The organism is Demequina sp. NBRC 110055 (assembly GCF_002090135.1).
GTDB lineage: Bacteria > Actinomycetota > Actinomycetes > Actinomycetales > Demequinaceae > Demequina.
This window is the reverse complement of record NZ_BBRL01000004.1, coordinates 734,386-753,597: the sequence shown is the minus strand read 5'-3', so window position 1 is coordinate 753,597 and position 19,212 is coordinate 734,386. Positions and strand designations below refer to the sequence as shown.

18 protein-coding genes are annotated in these 19,212 nt (G+C 69.2%); 7 read left to right on the top strand and 11 right to left on the bottom strand.

All coding sequences use genetic code 11. The annotated features are described in order from the left end of the window. Window positions 1–144 precede the first annotated feature (144 nt). Window positions 145–2,154 (top strand): acetate--CoA ligase, encoded by a 2,010-nt coding sequence (gene acs / locus B7K24_RS03595; protein ID WP_084128765.1) that lies wholly within the window; start codon window positions 145–147, stop codon window positions 2,152–2,154. Window positions 2,155–2,215: 61 nt separating this feature from the next. Here acs and B7K24_RS03590 read toward each other — a convergent pair whose 3' ends face one another. From B7K24_RS03590 to B7K24_RS03570, 5 genes are all read right to left on the bottom strand, one after another. Further along, on the bottom strand, window positions 2,216–3,895 hold the full coding sequence (locus B7K24_RS03590) for an ABC transporter ATP-binding protein (protein ID WP_084128764.1): 1,680 nt from the start codon (window positions 3,893–3,895) through the stop codon (window positions 2,216–2,218). Next, complete coding sequence (locus B7K24_RS03585; RefSeq protein ID WP_084128762.1) at window positions 3,892–4,938, bottom strand: ABC transporter permease; 1,047 nt, start codon at window positions 4,936–4,938, stop codon at window positions 3,892–3,894. Before B7K24_RS03585 ends, B7K24_RS03590 begins: the two co-directional genes overlap by 4 nt. Before the next feature lies 1 nt (window position 4,939). Beyond that, entirely contained in the window at window positions 4,940–6,025 is a 1,086-nt protein-coding gene (locus B7K24_RS03580) for an ABC transporter permease (protein ID WP_084128761.1), read from the bottom strand. Between the two features lie 88 nt (window positions 6,026–6,113). After that, window positions 6,114–7,784, bottom strand: a complete 1,671-nt coding sequence (locus tag B7K24_RS03575; RefSeq protein WP_084128759.1) for an ABC transporter substrate-binding protein — start codon at window positions 7,782–7,784, stop codon at window positions 6,114–6,116. A gap of 184 nt (window positions 7,785–7,968) precedes the next feature. Then, window positions 7,969–8,160 carry a hypothetical protein gene (locus B7K24_RS03570; protein WP_144268098.1) on the bottom strand — a complete coding sequence of 64 codons (192 nt, stop codon included), beginning with the start codon at window positions 8,158–8,160 and terminating at the stop codon, window positions 7,969–7,971. 78 nt (window positions 8,161–8,238) lie between these two features. On the opposite strand from B7K24_RS03570, the gene B7K24_RS03565 reads away from it, so the two are divergent. Continuing rightward, window positions 8,239–8,697 carry a GNAT family N-acetyltransferase gene (locus B7K24_RS03565; RefSeq protein WP_084128756.1) on the top strand — a complete coding sequence of 153 codons (459 nt, stop codon included), beginning with the start codon at window positions 8,239–8,241 and terminating at the stop codon, window positions 8,695–8,697. Window positions 8,698–8,719: 22 nt separating this feature from the next. On the opposite strand, the gene B7K24_RS03560 is transcribed toward B7K24_RS03565, so the two are convergent. The 4 genes from B7K24_RS03560 to B7K24_RS03545 all read right to left on the bottom strand — a co-directional run bounded on the left by B7K24_RS03560 (window position 8,720) and on the right by B7K24_RS03545 (window position 12,631). Next, on the bottom strand, window positions 8,720–9,418 hold the full coding sequence (locus B7K24_RS03560; RefSeq protein ID WP_084128755.1) for a phosphatase PAP2 family protein: 699 nt from the start codon (window positions 9,416–9,418) through the stop codon (window positions 8,720–8,722). 125 nt (window positions 9,419–9,543) lie between these two features. Then, window positions 9,544–11,199, bottom strand: a complete 1,656-nt coding sequence (locus B7K24_RS03555) for an ABC transporter permease subunit (protein WP_084128753.1) — start codon at window positions 11,197–11,199, stop codon at window positions 9,544–9,546. Beyond that, window positions 11,199–12,113, bottom strand: a complete 915-nt coding sequence (locus tag B7K24_RS03550) for an ABC transporter ATP-binding protein (RefSeq protein WP_084128752.1) — start codon at window positions 12,111–12,113, stop codon at window positions 11,199–11,201. Before B7K24_RS03550 ends, B7K24_RS03555 begins: the two co-directional genes overlap by 1 nt. Then, complete coding sequence (locus B7K24_RS03545; protein WP_084128751.1) at window positions 12,110–12,631, bottom strand: GbsR/MarR family transcriptional regulator; 522 nt, start codon at window positions 12,629–12,631, stop codon at window positions 12,110–12,112. Before B7K24_RS03545 ends, B7K24_RS03550 begins: the two co-directional genes overlap by 4 nt. 102 nt (window positions 12,632–12,733) lie before the next feature. Between B7K24_RS03545 and B7K24_RS03540 the strand changes: the two genes are divergently transcribed. Both B7K24_RS03540 and B7K24_RS03535 read left to right on the top strand, forming a co-directional pair. Then, window positions 12,734–14,941, top strand: coding sequence for an RNA degradosome polyphosphate kinase (locus B7K24_RS03540; RefSeq protein WP_200808266.1), 2,208 nt, complete (start codon window positions 12,734–12,736; stop codon window positions 14,939–14,941). Continuing rightward, window positions 14,938–15,912, top strand: a complete 975-nt coding sequence (locus B7K24_RS03535; RefSeq protein WP_084128748.1) for an NUDIX hydrolase — start codon at window positions 14,938–14,940, stop codon at window positions 15,910–15,912. Before B7K24_RS03540 ends, B7K24_RS03535 begins: the two co-directional genes overlap by 4 nt. A 262-nt stretch (window positions 15,913–16,174) precedes the next feature. Here the strand turns inward: B7K24_RS03535 and B7K24_RS03530 are convergent, their stop codons facing one another. Next, complete coding sequence (locus B7K24_RS03530) at window positions 16,175–16,774, bottom strand: hypothetical protein (protein WP_084099754.1); 600 nt, start codon at window positions 16,772–16,774, stop codon at window positions 16,175–16,177. A gap of 32 nt (window positions 16,775–16,806) precedes the next feature. Then, entirely contained in the window at window positions 16,807–17,223 is a 417-nt protein-coding gene (gene msrB / locus B7K24_RS03525) for a peptide-methionine (R)-S-oxide reductase MsrB (protein ID WP_084128746.1), read from the bottom strand. Window positions 17,224–17,660: 437 nt separating this feature from the next. Between msrB and B7K24_RS03520 the strand changes: the two genes are divergently transcribed. The 3 genes from B7K24_RS03520 (at window position 17,661) to B7K24_RS13380 (ending at window position 19,156) form a co-directional block, all read left to right on the top strand. After that, a complete protein-coding gene (locus tag B7K24_RS03520) occupies window positions 17,661–17,951 on the top strand; it encodes a DUF1540 domain-containing protein (RefSeq protein WP_084128744.1) in 291 nt (96 codons plus the stop codon). Window positions 17,952–18,020: 69 nt separating this feature from the next. Next, window positions 18,021–18,842, top strand: coding sequence for an AzlC family ABC transporter permease (locus B7K24_RS03515; RefSeq protein WP_084128743.1), 822 nt, complete (start codon window positions 18,021–18,023; stop codon window positions 18,840–18,842). Beyond that, entirely contained in the window at window positions 18,839–19,156 is a 318-nt protein-coding gene (locus B7K24_RS13380; RefSeq protein WP_159449130.1) for an AzlD domain-containing protein, read from the top strand. Before B7K24_RS03515 ends, B7K24_RS13380 begins: the two co-directional genes overlap by 4 nt. The last annotated feature ends 56 nt before the right edge of the window (window positions 19,157–19,212 follow it).

The following is a 19,212-nucleotide window of genomic DNA, read 5'->3' as shown; positions in this document are numbered from 1 at the left end:
TGCCAGTGGTTTCGCCCACCGCTGACGCGGGAATACCCCACACAGAGTCCGTGCCGAAATACCAGGCCACCTGTGGCATCGGCCATCTAGCAGGCATCCTTACAAACGTTTGGCAATGTCGGGGGCCGCGCCTACTCTGACCGCATGGTCAATGATGCCCAGACAAAGTCCCCCGCCCTCGAGAACCTCCACACGGAGAGTCGCTCGTTCCCTCCCTCGATCGACTTCGCGTCGCAGGCCAACGCGCGCTCCGACATGTACGCGCGCGCGGACGCCGACAGGCTTAGCTTCTGGCGCGAGGAGGCGGAGCGCCTGCACTGGGCCACGCCGTTCACCGAGACCCTCGACTGGTCCGATGCGCCGGTGGCGCGCTGGTTCGCCGACGGCACCCTCAATGCGTGCGACAACGCCGTGGACCGCCACGTGCGCGAGGGGCGCGGCGAGCGTGTCGCCTTCCACTTCGAGGGCGAGCCGGGAGACACCCGCACGCTGACGTACGCGGACATGCAGCGCGAGGTGTCGAAGGCCGCAAACGCCCTGGCAGGTCTGGGGATCACGAAAGGCGACAGGGTCGCCATCTATCTGCCCCAGATCCCCGAGGCCGTGGTGTCCATGCTCGCATGCGCACGCATCGGCGCGATTCACTCCGTGGTGTTCGGCGGCTTCTCCGCCGACTCGCTTCGCCAGCGCATCGACGATGCCCAGGCCAAGCTCGTCATCACGGCGGACGGCGGCAACCGGCGCGGCACTCACCTGGCGCTCAAGCCGCTGGTGGACGCGTCCCTCGCGCCCAGCGACGCACACCCGGAGCCCGCACAAAGCGTCGAGCACGTGCTCGTGGTCAAGCGCACCGGGCAGGACACCGCCTGGACCGACGGTCGCGACGTGTGGTGGCACGACGTCGTGGAGCCCGCATCCGACCAGCACGAGCCCGTGATGGTCGAGGCCGAGCACCCGCTGTTCATCCTTTACACGTCGGGAACCACCGGCAGCCCCAAGGGCCTGTTCCACACCACCGGCGGCTACCTCACGGGCGCCGCGTACACGCACCGGGTGGTGTTCGACCTCAAGCCCGAGACTGACGTGTATTGGTGCTCGGCGGACGTGGGCTGGATCACCGGCCACAGCTACATCGTCTACGGACCCATGATCAACGGCGCCACCCAGGTGCTCTACGAGGGCGTGCCCAACGCCCCGCACGAGGGCCGCTGGTGGGAGATCATCGAGAAGTACCAGGTGTCGATCTTCTACACGGCACCCACCGCGATCCGCACCTTCATGAAGTGGGGCGAGGCGATCCCCGCGAAGTACGACCTGTCGTCACTGCGACTGCTCGGGTCGGTGGGTGAACCCATCAATCCCGAGGCATGGATGTGGTACCGCCGCGTCATCGGCGGAGACCGCTGTCCCATCGTCGACACGTGGTGGCAGACCGAGACCGGATCGATCATGATCTCGCCGCTGCCAGGGGTGACGGCGACCAAGCCCGGCTCCGCGCAGGTTCCCCTTCCCGGCGTCTCCGCGGCCGTCGTCGACGACGACGCCCACGAGGTGGGCCCCGGGCGCGGCGGCTACCTGGTGCTCGACCAGCCGTGGCCGTCCATGCTGCGCGGCATCTGGGGCGACCGCGAGCGCTACGAGCAGACCTATTGGAGCCGCTTCGAGGGCCTGTACTTCGCGGGCGACGGCGCCAAGCGCGATGCGGACGGCGACATCTGGCTCATGGGCCGCGTCGACGACGTCATGAACGTCTCGGGCCACCGCCTGTCCACCACAGAGATCGAGCATGCGCTCGTGTCCCACCCGTGGGTCGCCGAGGCCGCCGTCGTGGGCGCCGCGGACGAGACCACCGGCCAGGCCGTGGTCGCGTTCGTCGTGGTGAAGTCCGATGCGGCGGGCGCCTCCGCCAGCGGCCACGAGGTCGCGGTCGCCCTGCGCGAACAGGTCAAGGACCAGATCGGCGCCCTCGCGAAGCCGCGCACGATTCTTGTCGTGTCCGAGGTCCCCAAGACCCGGTCGGGCAAGATCATGCGTCGCCTGCTGCGCGACGTCGCCGAGCACCGCGCCGTGGGCGACGTCACGACCCTCGCCGACTCCTCGGTCATGGACGCGATCCGCGACGGGCTCGAGACCGGCAAGGCCGACGACGACTAAGCGCTGAGGCACTGAGCGCGACGCCGGCGTCCTTCCTCCTTGGGACGCCGGCGTTGTCACGTCAGGCCCGCATCGCCTCCCACTCGGCTCGGCGCCGTGCCTGTTCCTCGGGATCGGGCACGGGAAGGGACGCGAGCAGGCGCTGCGTGTACGGGTCCTGTGGGTCGCCCAGCACCCGCGCGCCCGTCCCCTCCTCGACCAACGCCCCTCGATGAAGCACCGCAATGCGGTCAGCGAGCATGTCGACCACCGCGAGGTCGTGGCTGATGAACAGCGCCGCGAATCCCAGCTCGCGGTGCAGCTCGTCGAAGAGGTCCAGCACTCTTGCCTGGACGGACACGTCGAGCGCTGAAGTCGGCTCGTCCGCGATCAACAGTTCGGGATCGAGGGCGAGGGCGCGCGCGAGCGAGGCGCGCTGACGCTGGCCGCCGGACAGCTCGTGCGGGAAGCGATCGCCATAGGAGCGGGGCAGCTGGACGGCCTCGAGCAGCTCGTCCACGCGACCCCGCGCGGCGGCGGGGTTGCGAAAGCGGCCATGCACCACCAGCGGCTCCGCGATGCACTGCGCGATAGTGAGCAAGGGATTGAAGCTGGTCGCCGGATCCTGGAACACGAAACCCACGCGAGAGCGAATGGGGCGGATGGCCCTCTCCTTCGCGGCGAGCATTTCCACGCCCAGCACCGACAGCGATCCGCCGCTGACGGGGGTCAGTCCCGCCATCGCGCGCCCGATCGTCGTCTTGCCGGAGCCGGACTCACCCACCAGGCCCAGCACCTCGCCGGGACGGATCGCGAACGAGACGCCGTCCACGGCCACAAAGTCGGGCTGGCGAAGGCGTCCGGGGTAGACGATCCGCAGGTCGCGCGCCTCGACCACCGGCGCTGCCGCATCCCACTCCGGCGAGCGCCGGGAGGCACGCTCCGCGGCCCGCGCGAGCCCCACGCCGATGCGGGGGACCGAGCCCAGGAGCTGGCGCGTGTAGGCCTCACGGGGCTCGGCGAAGAGCTCCCGCACGTCCGCCTGCTCCACGACCTTGCCCTGGTACATCACGGCCACGCGGTCGGCGAGATCCGCGACCACGCCCATATTGTGGGTGATCAGCACGATCGCGGCGCCGAACTCGTCCCGGCAGCGACGTAGCAGGTCGAGAATCTCCGCCTGCACCGTGACGTCGAGCGCCGTGGTGGGCTCGTCGGCGACGATCACGCCGGGGTTGAGGGCGAGCGCCTGGGCGATGACCACCCGCTGCTTCTGTCCCCCCGAGAACTGATGGGGATAGTGGTCCACGCGCGTCTCGGGATCGGGGATGCCCACGCGCCTCATGACGTCGATGGCCTCCGCGCGGGCCGCCTTCTTCGAGATGCGACGATGGGCGCGCAGGCCCTCGGCAATCTGCCAGCCCACCGTGTAGACGGGGTTGAGCGAGGTGGACGGCTCCTGGAACACCATCGCGGCCGTCTCGCCGCGAAGCTCGCGCAGGGCGTCGCCCTTGAGGGTCGCGACGTCGACCTCGTGACCATCACGGCCGGTCACGACTACGGCCCCGCCCACGCTCGCGGTTTCCGGCAAGAGCCCCAGGATCGATGACGCCGTCACGGACTTGCCCGATCCGGACTCCCCCACCACGGCGAGGACCTCGCCGGCGTGGACGTCGAGGGTGACGCCGTCGACGGCTCTCACCGCGCCGGCGTCCGTCGCAAACGTGACGGACAGGTCGCGAATCTGCACCACGTCGGTCATACGGTGCCCTCCTTCGTCATGGGGGTGGCCGATGCCTCGGCGAGGTCCGTGTCGCCGTCACCGGATCCGGGGTCACCCTCGGGAGCGAGCAGGTCCTCTGCGGGCTCGCCTCCCGCGGCGCGGCGACGCAAACGAGGATCGGCGAGGTCGTTGAGGCTTTCGCCCACGAGGGTGAGGCCCATCACCGACAGGACGATGGCGAGGCCGGGGAACAGTGCGGTCCACCAGATGCCGCTCGTGACGTCGGACACCGCCCTGTTGAGGTCGTAGCCCCACTCGGCCGCGGCGGTCGGCTCGATGCCGAAGCCCAGGAATCCCAGCGCGGCGAGCGTGAGAATCGCTTCCGAGGCGTTGAGGGTGATGATCAGCGGCAGGGTGCGGGTCGAGTTGCGCAGCACGTGGCGGGTCATGATGCGCGCGTGACTCGCGCCGATGACCCTCGCGGACTCCACGAAGGGCTCGGACTTGATGCGTACCACCTCGGCGCGCGTCACGCGCAGGTACTGCGGGATGAAGATCACCGTGATCGACAGCGCGGCGGCGAGGATGCCGCCCCACATCGACGACTGGCCTCCCGAGACGACGATGGCGACCACGATCGCGAGGAGCAGCGACGGGAAGCTGTACAGCGCATCGGCCACCACCACCAGGATGCGGTCGAGCCAGCCGCCGAAGTACCCCGCGATGAGACCCAAGGCGACGCCGACCACGATGGAGGCAATGACCGCGACCACGATGACGTACAGCGCGGTGCGCGCTCCCCAGATGAGGCGGGACAGGACGTCGTAGCCGCCCGTCGTGGTGCCGAGGAGGTGCGCCGCAGAGGGTTCCTGGAGGGCCCCGAATGCACCGTCGTCGTCGCGCAGCTGCGCAAAGCCGTAGGGCGCGAGCAGTGGGGCGAAGATCGCGGTGAGGACGAAGATGCCGGTGAGGAGGAGGCCTGCGATGAGCATGCCGCGCTGCAGTCCGACCGAGGAACGCACCTGGGAGATGACCGGCAGACGCTGGAAGAGCGAGGGGCGGGCCGATGCGGTGGTGGCCATGTCAGTACCTCACCCTCGGGTCGATCAGCGCCGCGATGACATCGACGATGAAGTTCGTCAGCGCCACGACGACGGCGAGGAAGGCGACGATGCCCTGGACGGCCACGAAGTCGCGCGCGGTGAGGTACTCGGCGAGCTGGAAGCCCAGCCCCTTCCACTCGAAGGTGGTCTCCGTGAGGACCGCACCGGAGAGCAACATGGCGATCTGCAGACCCACCACGGTGACGATGGGGATGAGCGCCGGACGGTACGCGTGCTTGCGTAGCAGCCGCCGCTCGGACACGCCCCGTGAACGCGCCGCCCCCACGTAGCCGGCGCCGAGCGTCGAGATGACATTGGTGCGCACCACGCGCAGGAAGACGCCGGCGGTGAGGAGGCCCAGTGCGAGCGCCGGGAGCACGGCGTGCAGGAGCACGTCGCTGATGATGTCCCAGTCCCCCGTGCGGACAGCGTCGATCAGATAGATGCCGGTCGCGCCGTCCAGGCGCTGAAGGGTGAGTTCGCTGCGCGTATCCGCCCGCCCGGCGACGGGGAACCAGCCCAGCCATACCGAGAAGATCAGCTTGAGGAGCAGCCCCGCGAAAAACACGGGCGTCGCATACGCGACGATCGCCCCCAGCCTGGCCGTCGCATCGGGCCACCGATCCCGGCGAAAGGCGGCCATCCTTCCCAGCGGGATGCCCACGGCGAAGGCGATGATGAGCGCGTAGAACGCGAGCTCGAGGGTGGCGGCACCGAAGGTCGTGATGATCTCGGTGACGGGGCGGTGGTCGGACAGCGCGGTGCCGAAGTCGCCGGTGAGGATGTTGCCGAGGTACTCCAGGTACTGAACGATCAGGGGTCGGTCATAGCCGGCCTCGTGCACACGCTCGGCGAGCTGGTCGGCGGGCAAACGCCCGCCGAGCGCGGCGGTGATGGGGTCGCCCGTCGCGCGCATCAGCACGAAGACGGTGGTGACGAGAATCCATACGGTGGGGATGATCAGCAGGGCGCGTACGGCGATGTACCGGCCGAGGGATCCCCCGCGAGACTTCTTCGCTGTCGCGGCAGGCTTGGGCCCTGCGGCGACGGGTGCGGTGGTGGTCATGAGGTGTCCTTGCTCGCCGCTCACGCGGCGTGGGGTGGGGTGGGCACGGCGTCGGGGGCCGGGTTGCCCCGGCCCCCGAGCTCATGCATCAGCCCTTGGACAGAGCCCCGTAGCGGAACTTGAACGAGGCGTCGAGGGTGTCCGCGGCACCCGAGACATCGGTGCCGGTGACCGCGACCTGGGCGCCCTGCAGCAGCGGCAGGGTCGACAGGTCAGCGGCGACGGCGTCCTGGATCTCGCCGATCAGCGCGGCGCGCTCATCCGGGTCGGCCGTCGTGGCCTGCGCGAGGATCATCTCGTCCACCTCCGGGTTGGAGTAGTGGTTGCCCAAGAAGTTCTCCGTGAGGAAGAAGGGCGTGAGGTAGTTGTCCGCATCCGAGTAGTCCGGGAACCAGCCCAGCTGGTACGACGGGTACACGTCGGAGGTGCGGTCCTGGGCGTACTGCACCCACTCGGTCGACTGGAGGTCGACGGTGAACAGGCCCGAGGACTCGAGCTGGTCCTTGATCAGCGCGTACTCGTCGGCCGAGCCCGCACCGTAGTGGTCGGGGTTGTATTGCAGGCTCAGTGCGACGGGCGTCTCCACGCCGGCGTCCTCGAGGGTCGCGGCGGCCTTGTCGAGGTCGGGAGCGCCCGCGCCGTCGCCGTACATCTCCTTGAGCGACTCGGTCGCACCGGTGAGGCCGTCAGGGACGTAGGAGTACAGCGGCGTGTAGGTGCCGCGGTAAACCTGGTCGGCGATCGCCTGGCGGTCGATGATGTCCGCGGCGGCCTGGCGGACCGCGAGAGCCATGGCCTCGTCGGCTTCGGCGGTCGTCGCACCGTAGGGCATGGTGTCGAAGTTGAAGACGATGTAGCGGATCTCGCCGCCGGGGCCGTCGAGCACCTGAACGCCGTCGTCTCCACGCAGGTCCTCGATGTCGGTGGCCGACAGCGAGCGGAAGGCCACATCGATGTTGCCCTCCTGGACGTCGAGCTTGAGGTTCGACTCATCCGCGTAGTACTTCACGTCGACGATGTCGGTCTTGGGCGCGCCGAGCAGACCCTGGTAGTCGGGGTTCGCCTCGTAGCTCACCAGGTTGTTCATGTCGTAGTCGGCGATCGTGTACGGGCCGGCGAAGGCGCCCCCGGCGACGATGTCGTCATCGGGGGTCAGGGCATCGGCAGCGAAGACGTCCTCGTCGACGATGGGGCCGGCGGGGCTCGACAGGATCTGCGGGAACACCTGGTCGTTCTCCGACTTCAGGTGGAACACGACGGTCGTGTCGTCGACGGCGTCCACAGAGTCGAGGTTGTACAGCAGCGAACCGGGGCCGTTGCCGCCATCAGCACCGGACTCGAAGATCGCGAGCATGCGGTCGAACGTGAACTTCACGTCCGACGACGTCAGGTCGTTGCCGTTCGCGAAGGTCAGCCCGCTCTTCAGCGTCACGGTGTACTCGGTGGGGGCGGTGAACTCGGCCGACTCGGCGATGTCGGGCTCCACGTCGGGGCTGCCCAGCGGGGTGTTGAGAAGGAACGGGTACACCTGGTTCATCACCGCGAACGAGCCGTTGTCGTACGAGCCCGCGGGGTCGATGGTCGTGATCTTGTCGGTGGTGCCGACGATGATCGGCTCCCCACCGCCGCTCGACTCCGCTCCTGCGGAGGCGGTCGAGCTCGACTCGGGGTCGCTGTCGGAGCAGGCCGCGAGCGAGAACGCGGCGACGGCCACCGTGGCAAACGCTGCTGCACGGCGACGGCTAGACGGGTTGAACATGGATGGGTCCCTCCTGGATGAGACGGTTGCCGCCCCCGGGTTGAGGGAGGCTCCGCGCCTTCATTCCTAGCAGGGAGAACGCTCAGTTCTCACAGAGTGCGACCACTGTTAACACGCGTGCAACAGGCCCGTGACGAGCGCCCGCGTGCCGTGATCGAAACGTGACCGAACCGGCTCGCCGGGCCTATCCTTCGGCGGGGATCCACACAAACGAGGTGATCTCGTCGATGCCCCATTTCACGGCGAAGAGCAAGACGAAGACTCCGAGGCCCACGAAGATCGCCTGCGGCCAGCGGTCGCGATGGCGCACCACGTACGCGATGATCGTCGCGATCGCCACGATGCCGGCGATCACGATCCACGCAGTCGTTCCCATGCGGTGAGAGTAGCGCCGCCGGGACACGACGCGGTGCACGCGGCCCCTCACAGGCGTACCGCGTGGCACACTCCAGGCGTGGAGATCGAGATCGACGACCTCAGCCGACCCCAGGTGCACGCACTGCTCGCCGCACACCTTGAGGCCATGCATGCAGGGTCACCGGCCGAGTCCGTCCACGCCCTCCCCCTCGATTCCTTGCGCGGTCCGGACATCACGGTGTGGACGGCCTGGGAGGACGGCACGCTGCTGGGCATCGGCGCGCTGAAAGAACTCGACCATGCGCACGGCGAGGTGAAGTCGATGAGGACGGCCGATGCCGCGCGTGGCCGCGGAGTCGCGACGGCACTCCTAGGAGAAATCCTGCGCGCCTCCCGCGAGCGTGGTTACGCCAGGGTGAGCCTCGAGACAGGGAGGGACGAGCCGTTCTGGCCGGCGCATCGGCTCTACGAGCGCCACGGGTTCGTGAACTGCCCGCCGTTCGCGGACTACGGGCCCGATCCCCTCAGCCGGTTCATGACGCGCGAGGTCCGTTAGCGGCGCAGGGAACGGCAGGGGCCTACGCCGGTTGCGCACCCTCCGGCAGGTCTCGCTTGAGATCCATCAGCCGGTCCACGGTCACCACCAGGCCCAGGGTGAACAGCCCCACGCACGCGCCGGCGGCGACGTCCGTGAGGAAGTGATAGCCGAGGTACATGCGGGTCAGGCCCACGATGCCGATGACCAGCACCGATGACAGCGCCCACCACCACAGCGCGTGCCGGGAACGTTCGCCGCGCCACAGCAGGTAGCCGGTGACGAGCACGAGGGTCGCGGCTCCCGTGGTGTGGCCGGAGGGGAACGAGAAGCTGGTCTCGAGGCCGGGCACCGCCTGCACCTCCTCGGAGGGCCGGGCACGACCGATGGCCATCTTGGCCACCTGCGTGATGACCGTCGAGACGATCATGGCCCCGACGAGCAGCGCGGGATCGCGCCACGAGCCCGATCTCCAGCGCCAGAATCCCGCGCCTACCGCGACCAGGATGGGCAACACGATGGGCCCGAAGACGGTCGTGATCACGGTCATGACGGCGGTCAGCCACGCGACGCGGTGGTCGGCGAACCATTGAATGAGCGGCTCGTCCCACGGCACGAACTCGTCCTGCTCGACCACCACGTCCATCAGTTCGAGGAACGCGAACGCCGAGACCACCGCGACGATGAGACCCGGGACGAGGGCCCGGACGAGGGGAGGGAGACGAAGCCACTGGTCACGCATCGGGTCAGCCTACGTTGCGCGCCCCTTGGCGCTCTCCTGGCGGCCCGGAATCCGGCACTTACCGCACTCTGGCGCCGCACATGCGGACATGTGCGCCACGAGGGGGGTGGGCGCGACGGTAGGGGTCAGCCGCGCAGGTCACGCCTGCCGTACGCCGCAATGCCCACTGCGATCAGCACCGCCGCGAGGGCGGTGAGCAGTCCCAGGCCGCCCCACAACACCCCCACCTCGAGCGGGTTCTGGCTCGCGTACCAGTGCACGGGCGACACCCGTGCCCACTCGGCGTAGTCGGGGTTGACCGGCAGGAACGCGTTGACGCCCCAGGCCAGGACGGCGAGACCCGCGGTGCCGGCGGTCGCCCACTGCGCGCGCCCGGTCGCCGCGCCGATCGCGAACGCCAGGGCGCCGAAGAACCACCCGAGCCCGGCCACCATGAGCCCGGACGCGGCGATGCCGGACCACGTCATTCCTAGGCCGCCCACGGCGTTGCCGAGCGCGAAGCCCAACGCGACGCTGATCCCGACCACGACCGGCACCACGGCCACCGCCACGCCCTTGCGTGCCGCCACCGACGTGCGCGAGAGCGGCAGGGCGAGCAGCACCGCCACGGACCGACGCCGCTCCTCGCCCGCGAGCGCCGCGCCCGCACTCACTGCGGCCGCAATGACCACGAGCGGCGCGACGATCGAGAGGACCTCGCCCGAGTAGAACCCCTCGGGCGTCGACATGTCCACGAAACCGATCATCGCGAGGATCGCGTCAGGCATGGAGTCCGCGAGCGATCCAATGTCGCCGCCGATGGCGGTAAACAGCACGCCTACCACTACGGCCTGGAAGGCCACGAAGGCGGCGCCGACCAGCATGAGTGGCCGCACGTCTGTCACCGCCTTGGTCGCGATGCCGCGCGTGGAGCCGCTGCCGACGAGGAGCGAGACGACCCTGCCCACGCGCGGATCGGCACGCAAACGGTCCAGCAGGGGCGTGCGCGCGCCCCCGGCGCCCAGGTCGCGGCGGTTCAGTCCCCACCACGCCACGAGCGCGAGGACCACCACCGCGCCGAGCACGATCACCACCGGCGCCCAGTCCACGCCGTTCAGCATGGGCTGCGGGCCCTGCAGCCAGTACCACGGTGAGATCTTGGCCCACGCCTCCCCGCCGTCGAGCAGGGGCAGCATGCCCGAGGCGAGGAACGACAGCACGATGAGTCCCACCGTGACCGACGAGGCGAGCGCCCTCTGCCCCGTCCACGCGCCGAGCGCGAGCGCCACCGCGGTGTACAGCAGCGCCACGGCCACAAGGTGGACGGTGGCCGCCGTCACGTTGATGCCATCGAGCGTCTCGCCCGACATGAGCGCCGCGAGCCCGTAGGACAGGGAGGCGAGGATGGCGGTGGCGGCGACGACCGTCGCGGCCGCGAGGCCCTTCGAGGTCAGCAGGCGCGTCCGCGAGCGCGGGATCGCCCCGAGCACATTCATGGTGCCCTCGGCCTCCTCGCCCGCGATGGACGCCGCCGCCATGGACACCCCGATCCCGGCGATCACGAAGGGGCCCATGAAATTGAACATGTTGCCCAGCATCATGCCGACGACGCCGCCCTCGGCGGAGATACCCACGATCGACAGGTACGCCTCGGGCATGGCGGCGATGAACGCGTCGGCGTCCTCGCCCATCCCGGCGAACGCGGCGATCCCCATCCACGCCACGAGGAACAGCGCGACCACGCCGATGAGCGCGCCGAGCCACCGGTCGCGCAGCGTCTTGAGATAGACCGAGCGCAGCATCACCGCTCCTCCGCCGCCTCGACCTCGTCGCGGTAGAACTCCAGGAAGATCTCGTCGAGGTCCACACTCGCCGACGCGACGGACAGCACGTCGTGCTGCGTGGCGACGGCCAGCAGCGGCGCCATCGACCCCTCGTATTGGGCGGTGACGGTGGCTCCCTCGACCGTGGCCTCGTGCACGCCCTCGAGCCCCTCGAATGCCGCGGCCGGCACGGGCGCGGCGAACTCGAGCGTGATGCGCCGGAGCGCCTTGTCGTGCAGCTCGGCCATCCGCTCCACCGCGATGAGGTGACCGCGGCGGATGAACCCGACCCGGTCCGCGACGCGCTCGACCTCGGAAATGGTGTGGCTGGACAGGAAAATGGTCCCCCCGGCATCGGCCGTCTCCCTCAACAGCGAGTGGAACTCGAGCTGGACGAGGGGGTCGAGGCCGGTGATGGGCTCATCGAGAATCAACACCTCGGGCCGGTGCATGAAGGCCTGCAGGATGCCGATCTTCTGGCGGTTGCCGCTCGAGTACTCGCCCACCTTGCGCTCGAGGTCGGCGCCGATGCGCTCGCTCAGCTGGTCCACCCAGCCCCAGTCCACACCGCCGCGCAGGTTCGCCAGGTACTGCAGCGTCTGACGCCCGGTGAGGTTGTTCCACAGCGCCAGGTCGGCAGGCAGGAACCCGATGCGCCGGTGGATCTCGACGGCGTCGCGGCGGGAATCCATGCCGAGCACGCGGCACGCTCCCGACGTGGGCCGAATGAGGTCGAGCAGCGTGCGGATGGTCGTCGACTTGCCCGCGCCGTTGGGGCCGAGAAAGCCGAAGATCTCGCCGGGATGCAGCGCAAACGACACGTCGTCCACGGCGGTGAAGTCGCCAAAGCGCTTGGTGAGGTGATCTACCTCGAGGGAGGGGGTGTCGGTCATGAGGTCTCCTGAGCGAGAAACGCCGCGAGGCGGCGACGGGTGGCAGGCCATTCGGCCTCCCAAAAGCGGACCATCAGGTCCAGCGAGCGGATGCGGTCGGGGCGCTCGGCGGGCATGACCGCCGCACCGGCATCGGCCAAGGCCCTCAACCCAGCGATGCGCTGGTCCTCGGTGCCCATGATCTCGGTCCACATGTCCTGCGGCACCTGGTAGCGGGCGGCGCGCTCGCCGGGCAGCCGCACGCGTTCGACCATGCCGACGGGGGTGAGCTGGCGCAGTTGGGTCGAGACGGAGCCGGCGGACAGGCGGAGGGCCGATGCCACCTGGGCTTGCGTTTGGGCCGCCGGTTCGCACACCGACAGGTATCCCAGGATCAGGCCCGCGGCGTGGGTGAGACCGCCGCTTTCCCAATAGGCGGCCACCTGGCGCACGTAGGCCTCGCGGGCGGGGTCCAGTCCGTCGGAGTCACCCCGCCCGCCGGGCGCGTCGCCGTTGTCGGCGACCACAGCATCGGCCATATTTCAGTGATACCTGAAATCTCTGAAGATCACAAGCGTGCCCAGGCAAATTCCAGGCAAAGGACTAGTCCGGCCCGCGCGGGCCGTGACACGATGGCCCCTATGTCAGAGACCTCGACCACCGCCCACGAGTCCGACGAGACCACCGCTCTCGCGACGGTGGACCTGGCCGAGCCCGAGCCCGAGGGCTCCGACCTGCCCGACGACCGCTTCCTCGACCGCGAACTGTCGTGGCTCGCGTTCAACCAGCGCGTGTTGGAGCTGGCCGAGGATGAGGCGACGCCGCTGCTGGAGCGCGCGCGGTTCCTCGCGATCTTCGCCTCCAACCTCGACGAGTTCTTCATGGTGCGCGTCGCCGGCCTCAAGCGACGCATCGCGGCGGGCTTCGCGCTGCCGAGCGCGACCGGCATGAGCGCCACCCGCCTGGTGGAGATCCTCACCGAGCGCGCCCACCAACTCATGGACCGTCACGCCGCGGTGTTCGAGGAGAACGTCCTGCCGTCGCTCAACGACCAGGGCATTCACATCGTGCGCTTCGACGAGTTGGGCCCCTCCGAGCAGGACCGGCTGCGCAAGCTCTTCCGCTCGGACATCTTCCCGGTGCTCACGCCGCTCGCGGTGGACCCCGCGCACCCGTTCCCGTACATCTCGGGCCTGTCGCTCAACCTCGCGGTCGAGCTGCGCGATCCGGACAACGGCAAGAACCTGTTTGCGCGCGTGAAGATCCCCGAGACGCTGCCGCGGTTCCTGTCGGTGGACTCCGAGGGCCACGCCGCGGCCGTCGTTGACGCCTCCGCGCTAGACGACGAGCCGCGCTCGTTCGTGCCGCTCGAGGACGTCATCGCCGCGCAGTTGGACTACCTGTTCCCCGGCATGGAGGTCACCGACCACCACACCTTCCGCGTCACCCGCAACGAGGATGTGGAGGTCGAGGAGGACGACGCCGAGAACCTCCTCAAGGCCATGGAGAAGGAGCTGCTGCGCCGCCGCTTTGGCCCCGCCGTCCGGCTCGAGGTCGCGCAGGACCTGCCGCAGCACATCCACGATCTGCTGGTGCGCGAGCTGGGCATCACGGAGCGCGACGTGTTCGCGCTCGTGGAGCCGCTGGACCTCACCGGGCTGAACGTCATCGCGGACCTGGACCGCCCGCGCCTGCAGTTCCCCGCGTTCCGCCCCACCACCCATCACCAGCTCGCGCCGGTCGAGACGGCCGACGAGCAGAACGTGTTCGAGGCGATCCGCCGCGGCGACGTGCTGCTGCACCACCCGTACGACTCGTTCTCGACGTCCGTGCAGGCGTTCCTCGCGCAGGCCGCCGTGGACCCCAAGGTGCTCGCCATCAAGCAGACGCTGTACCGCACCTCGGGCGACTCCCCCATCGTGGACTCCCTGATCGAGGCCGCGCGCAATGGCAAGCAGGTCGTCGCGCTCGTGGAGATCAAGGCGCGCTTCGACGAGCAGCAGAACATCTCGTGGGCCCGCAAGCTCGAGAAGGCGGGAGTGCACGTCGTGTACGGCCTGGTAGGCCTGAAGACGCACTGCAAGCTCTCGCTCGTGGTGCGTCAGGAGGAGACCGGGCTGGTGCGCTACTGCCACGTCGGCACCGGCAACTACCACCCCAAGACCGCGCGCCTGTATGAGGACTACGGCCTGCTCACGCGCGACCCCGAGGTGGGAGCCGACCTCACCAAGCTGTTCAACCAGCTGTCCGGCTACGCGCCCAAGGCGAAGTTTCGCCGCCTCATCGTGGCGCCCACGGGCGTGCGCATGGGCCTCATCGAGCGCATCGACGCCCAGGCCGAGCGCGCCCGCGAGGGCAAAGAGGCCTGGGTCAAGATCAAGGTCAACTCCGTGGTGGACGAGAAGACCATCGACGCGATGTACCGCGCATCGCAGGCGGGTGTTCGCATCGACCTGGTGGTGCGCGGCATTTGCGCGCTGCGCCCCGGCGTGCCCGGGCTGAGCGAGAACATCCGCGTGCGCTCCATCCTGGGTCGGTTCCTGGAGCACTCGCGTGTGTTCGCGTTCGCGGGCGACGAGGAGCCCGAGGTCTTCATCGGCTCCGCGGACCTCATGCATCGCAATCTTGACCGCCGCATCGAGGCGCTCATCACCATCGTGGCTCCCCAGCAGAAGGACTTCCTGGTCGAGAACATCGACATGGCGATGTCCGACCAGGTCGCCGGCTGGGAGCTCGGCGAGGACGGCACCTACACGCGCGTGGTGGAGGACGCCGAGGGCACCCGCCTGCACGACCTTCAGGCGACCTATATTCGCCGTCAACCCAAGCGCAGGGCCAAGCGCAAGTGACCCACTATCCGCCGGGCACCGTCATCGCGGCAGGTGCGCTCGTGTGGCGGGTCAAGAACGGCGAGCTGCAGGTGCTCGCGGTGCATCGTCCCCGGTACCACGACTGGTCGTGGCCCAAGGGAAAGCTGGACCCGGGCGAGACGCTACCCGCGTGCGCCATCCGCGAGGTCGCCGAGGAAACCGGCAAGCAGGTGATCCTTGGCCAGCCGCTGCCCACGCTGCGCTACCCCACGGGCGGCAAGACCAAGGTGGTGAAGTACTGGGCGGCCGAGGTGGTCTCGTCGACCTCCCACCCCGCGGTGCTGGCACGCCCCGCGGTCAAGAGCGCGTCGAAGAACGAGATCGACCAGGTGCGCTGGCTCACCGTGGAGCAGGCGCGCGAACGCATCACCTTCCCCGAGGACCTCCGCCCGCTCGAGGTGCTGGTGCAGGCGTGGGAGGACGAGCGCCTCGACACCCGCGCGTTTGTGCTGGTGCGCCACGCTCGCGCCAAGCGGCGCAAGGCCTGGAAGGGGGCCGATGCGCGCCGCCCCATCACGAAGAAGGGCGCCGAGCGCTCACGCCAGCTGGTGCCGCTGTTCGCGGCCTTCGGCGCGAAGTCGATCGAGAGTTCGCCCGCTCGCCGGTGCGTGGCGACGGTCGAGCCGTATGCGGAGGCGTCCGGACTCGAGATCCGCACCCACGACGCGTTGACGGAGCCCGGCCACGCCGAGAAGCCGCTCGCGACGGCCAACACGTTTGTGAAGCTGCTGGGCAAGTCCAGTTCGCGGGTGGTGTGCGCGCACCGGCCGACGCTGCCCACGATCGTGGAGATGATGCGGGCCGCGACCAGGCCGTACACGCGTGGCGCGCTGCCTCGCAAGAATCCCTATCTGCCCGCCGGCGGTGTGCTGGTCGCGCACATGCTCGACACCTCGGCCGGACCGCGGGTGGTGGCCATCGAGACCCACCTGCTGCAGATTCACCCGTAGCCGCGAACGCGGCCGGTGGAAGGGGCGGACACCGGACCGGGAGCGCCAGTCGGCGCGAAGGCCGCTCGTGGCGGCTGATGTTGGAGCCCGGGGCTACCGCGGTCCGATGTCCTGTCTCTACTCTACGTCGGCTGGCCAGGTTTTGTTCCCGCCCTGGGGATGCGCCTCCGCGGCCGTGCGCGCCAGGAGCCATGGGGTGCCCGCTTTCGCGCGGAACCGCACACTTCGTGGCTCCCCTGGCGCGAGCGGGGCGGCCGGCGACTCAGTCGAGCCGGTCCTCGTTCCACATCGCGGCGCACTTCTCGAGGTCCTCCCCGGTGCGCAACAGCTGGGAGGCGCGCAGCGCGGTGCGGTGGGCACGGCGGTCGTTGTGCCCGTCGTCCGACTCGGCCTCATACGCGGCACCCGTCGCGACCACGCGGCAGAAGGCCCCTGCACGCTGCAGGGCCACCGCCAAGTCTCCGCTGAAGACACCGGACAACACCGAGTCCGCCAAGGTCTGCACCTCGCGCGGACCGGGCGGGTCCTCGACTCCTGCGATCGCGTGGCGCACGTGAGCGGCGTGGACACCGTGGTGGTAGGACCGCGCCACGGACTCGGCGTCGTATTTGACCCATTCGCGCAGCATGTAGATGCGCCACAGGGCGCCGGGCAGGGTGTGGGCGCCGGCCTTCGACCACATCATCGCGACGGTGTCGATGCCTTCCTCGTCCACGAGCCGCACCAGGCGTTGGGTCAGCTCGGGATCCTGAGACGCGCGCGCCTGGGACACGAGCGCGAGTGCTGTCTCGTGAGCGATCAGGCCGCGGTCGGCAGGATCGATGTCGCCTTCGATCTGCTCGGCCTCCTCCATGTCGAGCATGGCGGGCCGGCGGAAGCGGGGCTCAACCAAAATCAGGCCTGCTCAGCGTCGCCGGCGGCATCCTCGAACGTGAGCGACACCGAGTTGATGCAGAAGCGGTCACCAGTCGGGGTCTGCGGGGCGTCGGCGAAGACGTGTCCCAGGTGGGAGTCGCACGTCGCGCAACGCACCTCCGTGCGGAGCATCCCGAGCGAGCGGTCCTCACTCAGCGTGACGGCGTCGTTCTCGGCGGTGAAGAACGACGGCCAGCCGCAGTGAGAGTCGAACTTGGTGTCCGAACGGAACAGTTCGGCGCCGCAGGCGCGGCACCGGTAGACGCCGTCGCGCGTGTTGTCGAGCAGTTCGCCGGTCCATGGGCGTTCGGTGCCGGCCTCCCGAAGGACCTGGTACTCGGCGTCGGAGAGTTCGGCGCGCCATTCGGCGTCGGACTTCGTGATCTTCGCGGTCATGACTGCCTCCTGAAGAAGGGAAGTAAGGGAACCCGCCCGGCGGGCGCTTCATGGGAGTCGCGCCAGGCGCGGTGCCCCCACAGGGTACGCGACTCGGCGACCCGCCTGCCTGGCCAGCTGAGGGGGGGATTGGCCAGGCAAGCGGAGGTCGACCGGAGTCGCCCATGCGGCTCGCGCCGTGACGGGTTCAGAGTGTTAGACGCGGCAGCGACCCGTTTTGTTCCCCACCGCCGGAGACGGAAAAGTCACACTCCGCCCTGACCGCACGGGCACTCCCGACGCGACTGCCCGAACCGTCTCGGAAATACGCGCATTTCACGCACGTTTTTCCCATAAAGGAATGCCTTTGTTTCTTTAAAGATAAATGTGGCAACCGCGCCTTTGTCGTGCCTATTCTGGGCCTGACAGTCCCGCTCCCAGAGCCCCTTGGAGGAATCATGGCCACGATGATCAGCCTGCCGATCGTCTCATCGTGTTCGGTCGAGACCTGCGGCTTCAACCATGACGGTTGCCGCGCCGGCGCCATCAATGTCTCCGGTGATCATGCCCATTGCTCAACCTTTGTGGCGAGCGAGGACAAGGGTGGTCACGCCGACCACGCTGGGGTCGGTGCGTGCATGCGCACCGACTGCACCTACAACGAGGACATGGCCTGCACCGCGGAGGCGATCGAGGTCGGAGCCTCCTTCGACACCGCGGACTGCCTCACCTTCGAGGCGCGCGCCTAGCAACGACGCCCGTCATACCCGCCAGTTCGCGCGCCACCGGCACCGTGCGCGCGTGCCACACTGGCACGCATGACCCCGGACCCCGCCGACGCGGCCGGCGGACCGGACCACCGCGACCCCGCCGCACCCTCGCCACAGCCCCGCGCCTTCGCGCGCATCGGCCATGCCCAATGGGCCGACTTCTGGGCGGGCACCAAGGCCATCGCGCCGCTGATGCCGGGCTCCGCCGTATTCGGCCTCGCCGTGGGCGCGCTGATCAATCTCGCGGGCTGGCCCGCGTGGCTCGGCCCCTACGCCTCCGCGACCGTGTCGGCCGGCGCGAGCCAGATCGCGATCATCGACGCGCTGACGCAAGGCGCGCCTGCCATCATCGCCATCGTCACGGCGCTCGTCATCAACGCCCGCCTGGCCCTCTACTCTGCCTCGCTCGCTCCCGTGTTCGCGGCCTTTCCCACCCGCTGGAAGCTGCTGTTGGCCTACCTCATGACGGACCAGTCCGCGGCGGTCTCCGTGATCACGGCGGACAAGTGGCCCGACCCGGTGCGCCGGCGCTGGTTCATCTTCGGGGTCTCGGGCCCCTTCACCGGCGTGTGGATACTCGGCACCGCCGCGGGCGCGATCCTGGGGCCGGTGATCCCGTCCGAGTGGCAGATCGGCTTCATCGTGCCCCTGATGTTTATCGCCGTGCTCGTTCCCGCGCTGCGCACCCTGCCCGCCGTCGCGGCGACCGGCATCTCGGTCGCGGTCGTGCTGCTCCTCAAGGACCTGCCGTACGGGCTGAACGTCCTCGCGGGAGCCTTGGCAGGCATCGGCCTCGCCTCCTTCATCCCGGACAGGGCCGATGCCGGGGCCGGCACAGCTCCCGGCTCTCCCGAGGAGGTGGCCGAGTGATCACCGCCTTCGTCGTCTTCACCATCGCCGCGATTGGCACCTATGCGATCCGCCTGTCCGGCGTGTTCCTGCTGGGCGGCGACCGCGAGCTACCGCCACGCGTGCGCAAGGCGCTGTCCCTGGTAGCGCCCGCCGCCATGGCGGCGATTGTCGCGAATTCACTGCTACTGAACGAGGGCGAGTGGCGCGCGTTTGGCGCGTGGCATCTGGCCGCGCTCGTCGCGGTCGGGGTCGCGCTGTGGAAGCGGTCGATGGGCTGGACCCTCGCGGCCGGCGTGGTCGCATTCGCGGCGTTGCTGCTCGCAGGGCTCTGAGGCACGCCCAAGAGACGCCATCCCACGCTTACGTGTCAACCTGTTGACATACCGAC

Coding starts and splice junctions, on each gene's coding strand:
- acs (WP_084128765.1), top strand. CDS start 145: ATGGTCAATGATGCCCAGACAAAGTCCCCCGCCCTCGAGAACCTCCAC.
- B7K24_RS03590 (WP_084128764.1), bottom strand. CDS start 3,895: ATGACCGACGTGGTGCAGATTCGCGACCTGTCCGTCACGTTTGCGACG.
- B7K24_RS03585 (WP_084128762.1), bottom strand. CDS start 4,938: ATGGCCACCACCGCATCGGCCCGCCCCTCGCTCTTCCAGCGTCTGCCG.
- B7K24_RS03580 (WP_084128761.1), bottom strand. CDS start 6,025: ATGACCACCACCGCACCCGTCGCCGCAGGGCCCAAGCCTGCCGCGACA.
- B7K24_RS03575 (WP_084128759.1), bottom strand. CDS start 7,784: ATGTTCAACCCGTCTAGCCGTCGCCGTGCAGCAGCGTTTGCCACGGTG.
- B7K24_RS03570 (WP_144268098.1), bottom strand. CDS start 8,160: ATGGGAACGACTGCGTGGATCGTGATCGCCGGCATCGTGGCGATCGCG.
- B7K24_RS03560 (WP_084128755.1), bottom strand. CDS start 9,418: ATGCGTGACCAGTGGCTTCGTCTCCCTCCCCTCGTCCGGGCCCTCGTC.
- B7K24_RS03555 (WP_084128753.1), bottom strand. CDS start 11,199: ATGCTGCGCTCGGTCTATCTCAAGACGCTGCGCGACCGGTGGCTCGGC.
- B7K24_RS03550 (WP_084128752.1), bottom strand. CDS start 12,113: ATGACCGACACCCCCTCCCTCGAGGTAGATCACCTCACCAAGCGCTTT.
- B7K24_RS03545 (WP_084128751.1), bottom strand. CDS start 12,631: ATGGCCGATGCTGTGGTCGCCGACAACGGCGACGCGCCCGGCGGGCGG.
- B7K24_RS03540 (WP_200808266.1), top strand. CDS start 12,734: ATGTCAGAGACCTCGACCACCGCCCACGAGTCCGACGAGACCACCGCT.
- B7K24_RS03530 (WP_084099754.1), bottom strand. CDS start 16,774: ATGCTCGACATGGAGGAGGCCGAGCAGATCGAAGGCGACATCGATCCT.
- msrB (WP_084128746.1), bottom strand. CDS start 17,223: ATGACCGCGAAGATCACGAAGTCCGACGCCGAATGGCGCGCCGAACTC.
- B7K24_RS03520 (WP_084128744.1), top strand. CDS start 17,661: ATGGCCACGATGATCAGCCTGCCGATCGTCTCATCGTGTTCGGTCGAG.
- B7K24_RS03515 (WP_084128743.1), top strand. CDS start 18,021: ATGACCCCGGACCCCGCCGACGCGGCCGGCGGACCGGACCACCGCGAC.